Here is a 13,973-nt window from a genome sequence, read left to right as displayed (position 1 = left end):
TTGTCAGGGGAACAGTCATCTAAAATAATTATTTCAAAATCCTGGTAAGTTTGATATAATATTGAATCTATACGCTGTTTTAGATAATGCTCGTGGTTGTAATTAGGAATAATAATACTTACCATATTTAATTCAATTGGTATTTAACAAGTTTATAAGTAGTTCATTTCTTAAAGTCTTGACTACTTGTTGGCTATATTTGTTTTTAGCAACTTTTTGCGCCTTTAGTGCCAGGTTTTTAGTTAGGGATAGATTATAGTATAATTTTAATATATAAGAATTAAATTCTTTTTTAGCGTTCGCTACAAGTATAATACTGTTTTTACACTATGTTTTTAGATCTGAAACAAATCCGGCAAAATCAACATTGTTCGTAAAATTGTTTTACAAAGACTATTATTTTATTAAAACATTTACCTGTAACATAAAAAGTAAGGTTAGTTAAGTATTTTTACAAGGAGATAAATTGGCTTTGCGTATCGTTACTTCATATTCATAATACCCTAAAGCAAAGACAATTTGTGGTAGTGTTATATGTAAAGATATTGCAAGGGTTATTATAACTAAAGTATTATTTAACAAGTTTAGTATAATTATTTTTTAAACTTGTAATAAGGATCAGTTTGAAAACTTTAATTGATACGGTAGTGTAAAAAAAATATTTAAGTCCGAAATTAAAATATACTAGTAAAAGTTGAACAAATGAATAGTTAAAGCCTATCATTTTATACAAAAAATCAATTTTATTATCCCATTCAAGTTTTTTTTGTATTTGCTTATCTATTTTTCCTTTTGGTAACAAATAATTCCATTTTTTATGCAATTTTATAGTTTCATCTACCCACGTTTTATCATAGGAACCCATAGAAAAATGCTCTAGTAAAACTGTATTTGTTACAAAAACCTTTTTTTCCATACTGATTTTTAAAGAAAAATCTAAATCATAGCAGTGAAAATCTTTAAATTTTTTTTCATCAAATTTATTTTCATTCCAAATATTTTTTTTAGTAAAAAGGAAAACGCCATCTAAGCAAACGGCCTCTTCAAAATTTCTATTAAAACGGCTGAATTGTTCAATTTTAATATCTTTTGAATATTGAATAATATTACTTAAATCAAGTTCCTCAATTCCGTTATACCAACCTGTTGGAGAAATACATTTATATTTGCTTCCTGCCACGCCAATCAATCCAGTCTGACTATCTGTTTCAAACTGTTTTATTAACTGTTTTGCCCAATCTTGGGTTTTAAAAATAACGTCTTCATGTGCAAAACATAAATAAGGAAATTTAGCTTTGGCGGCACCCAAATTATATGCTTTGCAAATACCCATTAACCTCTTGTTTTCTATTGCTATAACTTCAAATGGAACACCAATGGTTTCAGCTATATTTTGTTTTACTGCTTCTAAATATTGGGGTTTATATGTTGAGATAATTATAGAAACCATGTGTACGCAAAATTGATTTATACAAGATTACTAATTTTTGAAAACCAGTTTGGTCTAACTATAGAATTAAAATAGGGCGCATTTTCAGCAGCATATTTATTTCCAAGTTCGTTTTTTGCAGTTAATTCAAAATTCAAATTTGTCTTTTCTGAACTTATCTTTTTAATATCGGGTAAGGAGATGTCAAACAGTATTTCGTAATTTCCGGTTGCTAAGTTATATGGTGGTACTATAAATTCTATTTCATATTTACCCTTTTCTAATTTGAAAAGATCATTATAATCATTGTAAAATACCCTAACAATAGGACTTTGATCTGACGAAACGATGTTAAAGCCTATTCCTACTTCTTTTAAATGGCTAAGAATTTCTAATTGTATAATAATTTTTAATTCGTCAGATATTAATAAATTACCAGTATTATTATCAATAGAATTTCTTTTGATAGAGGTTTTTTTAATTAAAATGTTTTCATCCCCATCTTCACCTTGCCATTCTGTTAAATTCTTTTTAATACTAATATATTCCTCTATTACTTTGTTGACATTACCTTGTATGCGTACTTGTCCGTTTACCAGCATTATACCTGTATTACATAATGATCTCACAGAACTAATATTATGGCTAACAAACAAAACCGTCCTGCCTTCGCCTTTGCTTACCTCGCCCATTTTACCCAGGCACTTTTTCTGAAACTCTGCATCGCCAACGGCCAATACTTCATCCACAATTAAAATTTCAGATTCTAAATGTGCAGCCACGGCAAAAGCTAAACGGACATACATACCAGACGAATAACGTTTAACCGGTGTATCAATATACCGTTCTACGCCTGCAAAATCTACAATCTGATCAAATTTCCGTGCGATTTCCTTTTTGCGCATCCCCAATATGGCACCGTTCAAAAAAATGTTTTCGCGCCCGGTCAGCTCCGGGTGAAAGCCGGTGCCCACTTCCAGTAAACTTGCGATACGCCCTTTTACTTTGATAGTACCTGAGGTAGGGGAGGTAACACGGCTGAGCAATTTTAGCAGTGTACTTTTGCCTGCACCATTACGGCCGATAATGCCTACCGCATCGCCTTGTTGTATATCAAAACTGATGTCGTTTAAACTTAAAACCACATCGCTGGTGCCTTTTACAGAGCGGTCGTTGGCTTCCCCAATCGTTAAAAACGGGTCTTCTTTGCCACGTACCCGGGCAATCCATCTTTCCAAATCGCGGGAAAGCGTGCCTGTTCCTATTGTACCTAACTGATAAGCTTTTGAAAGATTTTCAACCTTGATGGCTGTTGACATAATGGTAAATTTTATTTAAAAAATAGTCGGTAAAAACAGTATCCTCTTTTTAAGGATTATTAGCGGTTGAGAAATAAGTGCAAGTGTTTGTAAAAACCCTGGGGTGTAAAATAAGTCTTCCATATGTTTCTAAGGGCTGTTTGCAAGGCTTTAAATTCTTCGTTTGTGAGTTTGTTGTGAAATTCCAATACTTTTTCCGGAATCCTGTTGATGTCTTTTTCTTCTACCCAAACGCAATACTTTTTCCAGTCAATTAAAAAATCAAAAGGCAAAACGCAATCAGTATTTAAAAAAACGGGAATCCTGCCACAGCACAGAGCTTCAAAAAAACGCATGGAATTGTTGCCATAGCCCCTTACACACAAGGTATAATCGGTGTTTACTATATTTTCCACATATTGTTTCCTAAAAGTAGCGTTTAATTCTTTTACCCCTCCGGGAAACAGTGCACCTTCTGGCCCGCCAAAGCCAAAGTTAGGCCTAATGATGAAATTTTTCTTTATTTTGTTGCTTTTTCTCAAAGCCAAAAGTGCCCTAACCCGGTAAGAATGTGCTGAAAAGGAAGGAAAAATTTTCATCAAGCCCAAATAATTTAAACCTAAGCGCAATAGTTCTTTTAATTTAAGCAACCCAAATTTTTGTTTAAGCGGTGGCGCAAACCCGCAAAAACCGATCGTTGGAATATCCGTTTTGTTTCTTAATGGCAATACATCATGGTAATATCTCGCTATAAAATCTTCAAAGAAAAATGTAAAGGCGAACTCGTTGCTTTTTATTTTAGATTGGTATAAGGTGTTGCAAAAAATTATCGGGTTTTTAATTTTAACATTAAATTGATCAATATCAGAACCTAAAAACACAAAAGTTTTTTTCCCGCTTGCCCCAACTAAATCGGCAAAAGCCTGGATTTCTTTTTCAAATTCTAAATCATTTTCTTTTTGGGAGTAACGAATGGGCAGGAGGCAGGCATCGCAATCTTCCAGCGTGGTGAGTTCAAAAAAATCTTTTCCTTCAGCTTCATAAGTATCAAACCTGCCTACAGTTAAATTACGTTCGGGGTTTTTTTCTTTGGTGCTTTGGCCGCAAAAAGGCACTAATAAATCAACCGTGGGCTGCTCTGATTTCAGCAGGCTGAGATCGGTATAGAGTTTTAGTTTAGTAGGGGGCAAACTTAAGTTGATAGGGGATTAACAAGCGGAAAACAGCATCGTAACCCGGTCAATTATTGTACACCGATGAAGGCAGTTGCTGGTTTTGTTCAAAAAAAGGGTATTTGCAGGTATAAGCTTGTATCTTGTTGGTAGCAACTGCATCCATTGTCAACAGATCCGAAGCACCATGTGTCAGCGGTGTTTGAATGTTGAGCAGTTTAGCGGCCCCTTGACCAAAAAGTGCATAAGCGTGCGTGCCAATATGGCCTCCTTGTTTTTTTAGCAGAGAAGAATAATCCCGTGGATAACTTTTTTTCTTACGTACCACGGCTTTGGTCTTTATTCCGATATTATACAAAACATTTACCAAATGATAATACTTCAACCTGCCCAAAAAACTAAAATCATTGTTAAAAATATGCCCTAAAAACAGCATTTCGCAATCTGCCGGAACTTGTTTCAATGTTTCTGCCAAATAGTGTAAGTTTTTTTCAACTGGTATGGTATCATCTTCCAAAATCAAAACTTTAGCAAATTTATTTTCAACAATGTACCGGTATATCTTTTTATGAGACGAAGCTACTGCAATTTGATTGTTTAAAAGAGGCCCAACACCTAAATTTAAGTAATCAATATTTGCCTGCTTATAAACCTCATTGATATTAATTGCAATTTCGCCTTTTTCTTGCATCTCTGCTATATTCAGCTTATTGCCATCAACACCTATAAATACTTCAAAGTTAAGTCCGTTGAAATTTTTATTGATATCGTTTAAACGGTACAAGTTTCTTTCGATAGTCAGCAACAGTATTTTATCAAAATACCCGTTTAAAATTTCGACTGCAGTGGTTGTAAGCATCAGGGTTTGCTAAAGCTTTACAAAAGGTTGATTTTTAATCCTACTAAACTGTATCAACGAAGCTTTTTTCTACTTTATTAAATATTATAGTACCAAGCATTAAAAATATTGCCGTTACCAGTGCAGAATAACCTAATGCAGGCCAGCTGAAACTCCCTTTTCCTAAAAACCCGTACCTGAAAGTTTCGACCAGTTCCGTCATCGGGTTTGCAGCAATTAACCACCGGTATTTGACCGGGGCTGCCGATAATGGATAAATTATGGGTGTGGCATACATTAATAACTGGATACCAAAAACTAATAAAAATGCTAAATCCCTATATTTAGTTGTCATGGCAGAAATAATCATACCGGCACCTAAACCTAACCCAGCCATTAAAATAACCACAACTGGAAATAATAATACAACCCATGTTATATGAAATGCAGCCCCCGAGTAGGCATAATAGGCCATAACTAATATAAATAGCAGGAACTGGACACCAAAACGAACCAAATTACTTAGCACAATACTTAAAGGCATGATCAGTCTTGGGAAATACACCTTTCCAAAAATATCTGCGTTGTCTCTAAAAACGGTTGAAGTTTTGGTTAAACAGTCGGCAAAGTAGTTCCACGCTGTAATACCTGCTAAATAAAATAATGGCTGAGGTAAATTATCAGTTGATATTTTTGCAAGCTTTCCAAATATAAAAGTAAACATGATTGTTGTTACCAACGGTTGTACAAAAAACCACAACGGGCCCAAAATAGTCTGCTTGTAAAAAGAAACAAAATCCCTTCTGACCAATAACCCTAACAAATCCCTGTATTTCCATACATCGTTTAAGTGCAGGTCAAAAGCACTGCTATGGGGTTTAATTTCCAGGTCCCAGTTTGGATCTTGTACTAATACATCTTTATTCATCATTATCTGTTATTGTTTAATAAAATTTTGAAGGAGTTTGTTTGTGCTGCTCTAAAGCTTATCAGCCTATTATTGATTGTTTTTTTTATAACCCTGTAATCAAAGAATGTTTTTGTGCCAGTAAAAATTGTGGTTGTTGGCAACTAATTTCTAAATTGATAAATAAACAAATTGTTAAATTGTAAATTTTTTACGATTGAAGCAGACATTGAAAAATAGGTCATAAAAGAAGCATTGTTGTTTTTTTGAACTATACAAGTAATCATATAAAATTTATAAGTAATTCAGTAGTGATCAAATACAGCTTCGCCCATTCAGTCCCAATTGCTGATTTTTTTATTTGCAATTATACTTATATTGATAAAGCAAATAAAATTTGATTTCTATTATTGCAATACAAGTATGCTTTATGGTAAGCACACTTGTTTATTATAGCCTATTAAAGATTGATGAATGGGTTATACGAAAAAACATCAAGGCATGTTTAAATTCTGCCTTAAAAAACTTATAGTGCTTCTTTTATCCCTGTAAATTTTGTGTTTGACATTATAACGGTACAAAAGTTTCACTGATTTTTATGTGGTAAAAGAAGCATGGAAAATAGTTGAATAAGACTTGAAATGGCCTTTAAAACCTGTCCATAAAGTTTTTAAGGACAGATGTAGTCGTTTTTTTCTTTGTGTTCTGGGTATAATAACTGTTGTCATAATGATAACCGTTACCAAATTTTTTGTTTTGGATGCCGTTAAAAACGATATTAAGCATACGCAGCCTTTTGTCTTTGACCACACGTTTGATAAAATCAAGTTCTTCTTTTGAAGTATAACCCTGCCTAACAATATATAGGGTAACATCGGTTAGATCAGCTATAATAAAAGCATCGGTAACCAAATGCACCGGAGGGGTGTCCAGTAAAATGTCTGCATATTCAGTTCTCAGGGAATCTATCAACTCCTGCATCCTGTAGTTTTCCAAAAGCTCGGCCGGGTTATCGGGCAAAGTTCCGGCACCAATGACGAACAAGTTGGAGCGGAGGGAGGAAGTTTGGATGATTTTGTTGATATCGTTAACCTTGCCGGACAAAAAATCGCTTATCCCTAAATGCCCGGGATCAAGATCAAATATCTTTGAAATCTTAGGCTTCCTCATGTCCAGTTCCAAAATAATGGTTTTTTTCCCGGATGCTGCCAGGGCAGCGGCCAGGTTACTGGTGATAAAACTTTTGCCTTCTGCCGATGTACTGGAGGTTAGCATGGTAACACGCCCCATCGGCTTTTTCTGGTGCAGGTAGGAAAGCTTTGTCCGGAGTTCCCGTATCTGTTCACCCAATAGGTTTCCGCTACGGCTGATTGTTGTCTGTAGCGAAGCATCTTCGTCATAATTGATCTCCGCAATAATAGGGACTTTGGTAGTATTCTCAATTTCCCTTTTATCTGTAATTTGATTTTTAATGGCGTTACGTCCGTAAACAAAACCAGCCGGTATAATTAAGCCCAATAAAAAAGCGCAGGTCAATACCGTTGGTTTTTTGGATGGCGCAAGACCGGCCTCGTGCGGTGCATCTACCACTTGTACATCTGCAATAGTAGATGCATAATTGAGGGCGATAGTTTCGCGCTGTTGTGATAAATACAGGTATTGGTCTTCTTTAAGCGATTTTTGCCGGGTGATGTTGACAAATTCTTTTTCCTGCTCCGGTACTTCTTTAAACGAAGACTCGTACCGGGAACTGTTTGCTTCTAATTGTCTTTTAGTAGTATTTAGAGAGGTCCTTACGCCACGTATCGTTTCTTTAATCGCATCTTTTAATGATGCTATTTGTTTGTTTAGCGGTTCAAGGATCGGGTTGCTTTCCTGTGTGGTGGCCAATAATGTGTTTTTTTTCTGTTGTGCCACAGATAATTGCCCGACTAAACTTCCCAAACTTGGATCGGCAATACCGGTTATGGTGGGTGCGTTCCCTTCGTTGCGCGAAGAATTGACATAATTTTCTATTCCGGCCAGGAGGTCTAATTGTATGTTCAGTTCGTTCAGTTTAGCATCATTGGCCTGAACATTTCCCAAATAGGCGCCACCTTTGGCAGAAATATCGGTAAATTGATTGCTGCTTTTATAACCTGCAGCCTTTTTTTCTGCGTTGTTCAAATCCTGGGACACAGAGGCAAGGCGGTCATTTAAAAAGCTTAATGCATTGGCAGTCGCTTGTTTTTTGTTCTCTTTGGTAGCGTTGATATAGTTGGTAATCAAATCAGTTAAAAATGCTTTTCCGCGTTCAGGGACTTCATCGCTCACACTTAAAATTACCATATTAGATTCTGGCGTCGGCGTCATCGCAGATATACTGTTTTGGTAACCTGCTGCCACCACGTCAGGGTTATAAATGCTGATCCTGATCTTTTTGCCAATATAATTATCAAGGTTGCTGGTTGGGTCCAGCTTCCATTCTCCGAAATTATTTTTTAGGACATTATCAAATGAAGCGTTCAAAAATGTACCATTTGACCGGTACAACGCAAACCGGTTGCCGGCAAGAACGATAATGTCAAAAACCTGTTGTTTTGTGATTTTCCCATTGCCTATCATCCTAAAATGAATGGGCGTTGTTGCATAAACGTCTTTTTGGTAATATTTGCCAACTTCTTCGTAATTGACGTTCAGGTTAAGGTCTGTAACGGCTTTAACCACCAAAGGCCTGCTTTTTAATATTTCAATCTCGTTGTCAACCCCTTTTGAAACACTGGCGGCATTTAAACTTTGCAAGGTCGGGGCTTCGTTTGCTTTTCCAATATTAACCAATAAGCGGGAACTGGTTAGATAAGAGGGTTTTTCTGACCGTATAATATAATAAGCGATGCCTGTGGTCAGCAATATGCCTATTAAAAATAGTGGCCAATGGTATAAACATTGTGAAAAAAAATATTTTAATTGTTTGAAATTGTCTTCCTGAACCGCAACTGGCGTTTCGTAATACAATTGGTCGTTATCCATTTTTTATTTTCTGATTAAAAAGTAAATTGTGATTGCTATCGAAACAATAGAAGAGACAATACCGAAATTCCTGCTAAAATTATCAACAGCCAGGTTTGATTTGTACTTACCGGGGGTTACATAAATGATGTCGTTGTTCTTCAAATAGAAGTAAGGCGAATTAAACACATCTTTAGAAGTAAGGTCTATGGGGATGAACTGCCTTTTGCCGTTTAGTTCGCGAATGATCAAAATATTGTTCCTTACGGCGGTAGGGGTTAGGTCGCCGGCCAAACTGATGGCGTCCGTAAAAGATATGCGTTCATTTTGTATGCGGAGTATTCCCGGCCTGCCTACATCGCCCAAAACAGTCACTTTAAAGTTTATAATGCTTACGGTAACATAAGGTTCTTTTAAATATTTTGCCATCAGGGAGGTCAAGGCTTGTTTAAACTCCGTGACAGTAAGCCCTGCCGCCTTAACATTGCCTATGATGGGCAGTTGTATATTTCCGCTTTGGTCTACTGCATATCCGAATGCTGTGCCTACCTGGTCTGTTGTGCCAGAGGCGGTAGTTGGGTTGTTGCTTACCACACCGCGGTTATATACGGCAGAAGCATCTGCGTTTGCACTGCTGATGTTGATAGACAAAACGTCCAGGGGCTGGATGGTAACCGGAGTGAAAACTGTTGCGCTTTCAACCGAAACTACCGAGCGGTTTACGTCTTTAAAGTAAACCAAATCTTTATTACTTGCACAGGAAGAAATAAAAAAGACGAACAAAACGCCGAAAAATAGATTTTTAATCATATTACTGAACTTAATTTGGGGTAAATATAGGGGTATAAGTTTTACAAATCAAAGCAGTTAAAAGCCCTGGATCAAATGTTAGCTATTATTACGTCTATTTTTTAATTGAGTTATGTTTTGTTTGTGATAAATTTAATGCTGCCTGCTCTGTTCAATTAACGGGCAGGAATTTTAATGCCATAAAAGAAGCACGTTGTAACATTAAAAAACACCTAATTACCCAATAACTCCTCATATAGCTTAAGGTAGCTACCAGCAGTATTTTGCCAGGTAAAAAGGTTTGCCCTATCTTTAATACTTTGCTTCATATTGCCATTGGTATACTTTTTCATGCCGGCCTCAAAAGTACGTTGCATATTTGTTGCATCAAAATTTTCAAAATAAAAAGCTTGCCGGCCGCCAATTTCCGGTAATGACGTTCTGTTGGATAAAAAACTGGTTTTCCAAAACCCATTGCTTCAATTACCGGCAAACCAAACCCCTCTGCTAAACTAAAACCCCTTAAAGTTAATTATTTAATTGCCTGTTTAAAATTCTACCATATAAATTTATAATGCTTCTTTTATGCCTATAAATTTGGTGTGACCGGATATTTTAAGGGTACAAAAACCACAAAAAGACAATGATTTTTATGTGGTAAAAGAAGCATCGAAAATAAATCTTATAAAAATTAAACAGGCTCTTAGTATCTTCGTTGCAATTTTACAGTATTAAATTAACACTTTTTGATGAAAGTAATTTTAGATATTATGGCTTTAGGTGCTTCTTACGAGCATCATAATAGAAGAACAGGGATTTTTAGAGTGGTTGACGAACTTGCAAAAGGACTGGAAAAGTCCCCTAATTGTAACACATCTTTCGTGTCAATGCATTACCCCGGAGGGTCTTCCAAATATTTAAAAGAAGCAAAATTTTCAACCAAAATTGAATACCCAACTGTTGGGGACCGGATCATTAATAAATTAAAACTCTCGGCCCTAAATAAATACTTAGGGGGGATGTTTCCTCCTGTAAACCTGGACGGCTTATTGAAACAGGCAGATATATATCATTCTCCATTTTTCCCTATCCCGCCGGAAATCATAGAACGCAAAAGCAATAAACTATTTTTAACGGTTCATGACCTCATCCCTATTTTGCACCCACAATATTTCAAAGACGATGCCAGCCAGCTACATGTTAAAGGCTCAATAGAAAGCATCCAAAAAAACGGCTATTTTTTTTGTGTTTCAAATTCTACTAAAAATGATTTGTGTACCCTTTTTTCCATAGAGCCGGAACGGGTCTTCATAACACCTCTTGCTGCTTCAAAAGACCGTTTCTACCAATCTACAGACCGGGTAAAAAACGAAAGTGTTAAAGAAAAATATAATATGGGCAATAAGAATTATTTTCTTAGTTTATCTACTTTAGAACCCAGGAAAAATATTGACCATACCATCAGGTGCTTTATCAGGTTATTAGAGCAGGAGCATATCCGGGATGTATATTTGGTATTAGTAGGTTCGAAAGGATGGAATTTTGATAAAATTTTTAATGAAATTGAAGGTGCATCTTTGTATAAATCCAAAATAATACTAACAGGTTATGTGCCTGACGAAGATTTGGATGCGCTCTACAGTGATGCATTAGCGTTTATATATCCCTCGTTTTACGAAGGGTTTGGCTTACCGCCTTTGGAAGCTATGCAATGTGGTACACCTGTAATCGTATCTAACACATCTTCTCTGCCCGAAGTTGTTGGTAATGCAGGGATATTGGTAGATCCGCTTGATACAGATGCATTATGTGCAGGAATGCTTCAGTTGTATAATGATAAACAGTTGAGGGAAAAAATGTCAAATGATTCTTTAATACAAGCTAAAAAGTTTAGCTGGGACATTTTTATAAATAATAATATCAAAGGATATCGAGAAGTTTTGTAGTAAATTAACAATTTCAGCTTTGGCAAAGTTCCTTTAACCCATGATAATTAAATATTAATCTTATCCGAATGCCTTTTTTAAACCATAATAAGTCCATTTAATACTTGAAATCAGCGTACTCATAGGTTTTTCAGAATAATAAGTATCTAAAAAAAAGTATTTCAAACCGCCAACATAGTTTCTGTAGTAAAGGTTGGCTATGCGCTGATCGCTTACTAATAACCTTTTATGTCCTTTTAACAAATTAATGATATAGCTTTTGTCAAGGTTTAATTTATTCTCCTTAGTGTAATGATTGGTAACCCTCATGATTTCTTGTCGGACAATAATTTTTGATTTCATCATTTCCATAGCTTTATGGGTGGTATTATTGCCGTGAGACCGAGAAATTAACTTTACCCCGTTTCGGCCATCATGGTAAAACGAAAAGCCTTCAAATGCCATTCGATAAAAGTATTCCCAATCTTCAAACCCATAACTTGGTTTCATATTTCCAATCTTTTCATATATGGCCCGTTTCATGATAACACAACCGGGTAAAAAAAAATTAGTAGGTAGCAAGTTTGTTATTATCGTTTCGCCTCTTCCGGAAACCAGCGGTTGTGTAAAGAAATTGACAGGGGTAAGCTTCCTATCTGGGTCTGTGTTGGTAAAACCTAAGATATCACTATAAACAAGATCAATATTGCCATCCAGTTCCATTAAAGGCACTTGAAGCCGGAATTTCTCTTTCTCCAGCATATCATCTGCATCTAAAAACTGGATATACTTTCCTTTTGATGTCAGCAGCCCTTTATTTCGGGCCGCTGAATGCCCGGCATTTTTTTGATAAATGTATTTAAACCGTTGGTCTTGTTTTTCATAGCTTTTTCCAATGTATTCGGTGTCGTCTGTAGAACCATCATTTACAAGAATACATTCCCAATTATCATAAGTTTGTGACAAAACACTATCTAACGCATCTGATAAAAAACTTCCATAGTTGTAACAAGGTACGATAACAGACACTAAAGGATTAGAAACCATTTTTTAATAAGTATTTATAAACAGGGTAAAAGTAAGGCAATATAGTTTATTTTTGCACTACAATTGGGTTTGCAGGTTAAAAAAATAAAGCAAGCTGTGAACAAGCAATTGAACATAGGTTTATAAATATTTTTGCTTACAGAAATTAAAGGTTATTTTTTGCCAGGTTATATTTACCCAAACTTATTATATATTAGTGCCTTTTTAAATGTTGTCGGATATATTTTCCATGCTTCTTTTATCACCTAAAAATCATTGTCCCATTGTACTTTTTGTACCGAAGCAGCAACTCAAAAACAAAATTTATAGGCATAAAAGAAGCATTGTAAATTTTATGATCAAAATTTAAACAAAACCATTCGTGTAATTAAAATAAAACTATGAAAATTTTATACGATTTCCAGATGTTCACAACCCAGAACGTTGGCGGAATCTCCCGGTATGTTTACGAACTGATTACCAATTTTGATCAAGACAATTCTATAACATGGGAAATCCCTATTATTTACTCAAGTAATATTTATTTAAAAACACATCCATTTTTCAAGGATACCCTATTGCCAAACCCTTTTCTGTTAAGTGATACTATTGACCATGTTTCTAAAGCGAAATATATTAAAGACAAGATTTTATACAAACTAATTAACAAGCATAACCAGGGACGCTTTTTGGTAATGGAATATGAAAAAAACAAAGCCCTAAGTATCGAAAAAATAAAGGAGGGAAATTTTGACATTTTTCACCCTACTTATTTCGATGGGTATTTTATGGATTTTATTAGTAATAAACCTTTTGTTCTTACAGTCCATGATATGATAAACCAGGTTTTTCCTGAAATGATGATGTACCAGCCGGATAAAAGCAAAGCCATGGTAGATCGGGCAGACCGGATCATTACAGTTTCGGAAAATACAAAAAAGGATTTAATAAATATTTTTAATGTGGACGAACAAAAGATAGACGTAGTTTATTTGGCAAATTCTTTGGAAGATAAACTGGATTATGTATCCGAAGAATTTAAACAAAAGATTCCGGCAAAGTATCTATTATTTGTTGGGGGAAGGCTGGATTACAAAAACTTTTTATTTTTTGCCCAGATGTTTGCTTCCTTAAAAAGAGGGAACGAAGATCTGTACATCGTTTGTACAGGGTCTCCTTTTAATGCTTCCGAACAGTATTTATTTAAAAAGCTTGGGATAGAAAATTACGTTTACAATACTTTCGTAAATGATGATGAGTTGGTTTATTTATATAAAAATGCCATCGCTTTTGTATTTCCTTCTATGTATGAGGGTTTTGGCCTTCCGGTTTTAGAAGCTTTTAGTTGTGGTTGCCCTGCTGTAATTAGCAATACCAGTTCTTTATCAGAAATTGGTGAAGATGCAGTTATTTATTTTGAGCCAAAGAACCCCGCATCTATGCTAAACGCCTTGGAAAGTGTTATCAGTAATCCCTTACTGCGCGAAGAGAAAATAGCAAAAGGATATGAGCAGCTAAAAAAATACTCTTGGGAAAAAACAGCCAGGCAAACAAAACGGGTTTATGAAAAAGTTTTGTTAGATAAGCGTTTTTAAAAGCTA

General features: G+C 35.3%; 11 protein-coding genes. 2 read left to right on the top strand and 9 right to left on the bottom strand.

Annotation, left to right across the window (positions count from 1 at the left end):
• The 8 genes from V5804_RS13310 to V5804_RS13275 all read right to left on the bottom strand — a co-directional run.
• Window positions 1–125: glycosyltransferase family 2 protein (locus tag V5804_RS13310; protein ID WP_369591889.1), on the bottom strand; the 125-nt coding region annotated here is incomplete at its 3' end.
• Window positions 126–571: 446 nt separating this feature from the next.
• Entirely contained in the window at window positions 572–1,450 is an 879-nt protein-coding gene (locus V5804_RS13305; RefSeq protein ID WP_369591888.1) for a glycosyltransferase, read from the bottom strand.
• 17 nt (window positions 1,451–1,467) lie between these two features.
• Window positions 1,468–2,748 (bottom strand): polysaccharide ABC transporter ATP-binding protein, encoded by a 1,281-nt coding sequence (locus V5804_RS13300; protein WP_369591887.1) that lies wholly within the window; start codon window positions 2,746–2,748, stop codon window positions 1,468–1,470.
• Window positions 2,749–2,807: 59 nt separating this feature from the next.
• Window positions 2,808–3,917: an exostosin family protein gene (locus V5804_RS13295; protein ID WP_369591886.1), complete on the bottom strand. Its 1,110-nt coding sequence runs from the start codon at window positions 3,915–3,917 to the stop codon at window positions 2,808–2,810.
• Window positions 3,918–3,966: 49 nt separating this feature from the next.
• On the bottom strand, window positions 3,967–4,758 hold the full coding sequence (locus tag V5804_RS13290; RefSeq protein ID WP_369591885.1) for a glycosyltransferase family 25 protein: 792 nt from the start codon (window positions 4,756–4,758) through the stop codon (window positions 3,967–3,969).
• A 43-nt stretch (window positions 4,759–4,801) separates the two neighbouring features.
• Window positions 4,802–5,668, bottom strand: coding sequence for an ABC transporter permease (locus V5804_RS13285; RefSeq protein ID WP_369591884.1), 867 nt, complete (start codon window positions 5,666–5,668; stop codon window positions 4,802–4,804).
• A 624-nt stretch (window positions 5,669–6,292) separates the two neighbouring features.
• On the bottom strand, window positions 6,293–8,653 hold the full coding sequence (locus tag V5804_RS13280) for a GumC family protein (protein ID WP_369591883.1): 2,361 nt from the start codon (window positions 8,651–8,653) through the stop codon (window positions 6,293–6,295).
• A gap of 3 nt (window positions 8,654–8,656) precedes the next feature.
• On the bottom strand, window positions 8,657–9,442 hold the full coding sequence (locus V5804_RS13275; RefSeq protein ID WP_369591882.1) for a polysaccharide biosynthesis/export family protein: 786 nt from the start codon (window positions 9,440–9,442) through the stop codon (window positions 8,657–8,659).
• 728 nt (window positions 9,443–10,170) lie between these two features.
• Between V5804_RS13275 and V5804_RS13270 the strand changes: the two genes are divergently transcribed.
• The gene (locus tag V5804_RS13270) at window positions 10,171–11,367 is read left to right on the top strand and encodes a glycosyltransferase family 4 protein (RefSeq protein ID WP_369591881.1); all 1,197 of its coding nucleotides are present in this window, start codon (window positions 10,171–10,173) and stop codon (window positions 11,365–11,367) included.
• 60 nt (window positions 11,368–11,427) lie between these two features.
• Here the strand turns inward: V5804_RS13270 and V5804_RS13265 are convergent, their stop codons facing one another.
• Window positions 11,428–12,393: a glycosyltransferase family 2 protein gene (locus tag V5804_RS13265; RefSeq protein WP_369591880.1), complete on the bottom strand. Its 966-nt coding sequence runs from the start codon at window positions 12,391–12,393 to the stop codon at window positions 11,428–11,430.
• 380 nt (window positions 12,394–12,773) lie between these two features.
• Here V5804_RS13265 and V5804_RS13260 point away from each other — a divergent pair, with 380 nt between their 5' ends.
• On the top strand, window positions 12,774–13,967 hold the full coding sequence (locus tag V5804_RS13260; RefSeq protein WP_369591879.1) for a glycosyltransferase family 4 protein: 1,194 nt from the start codon (window positions 12,774–12,776) through the stop codon (window positions 13,965–13,967).
• Window positions 13,968–13,973: the final 6 nt, after the last annotated feature.

The sequence above is a fragment of the Mucilaginibacter sp. genome, from assembly GCF_041088075.1.
Classification (GTDB): domain Bacteria; phylum Bacteroidota; class Bacteroidia; order Sphingobacteriales; family Sphingobacteriaceae; genus Mucilaginibacter_A.
This window is presented reverse-complemented; position numbering and strand designations above follow the sequence as displayed.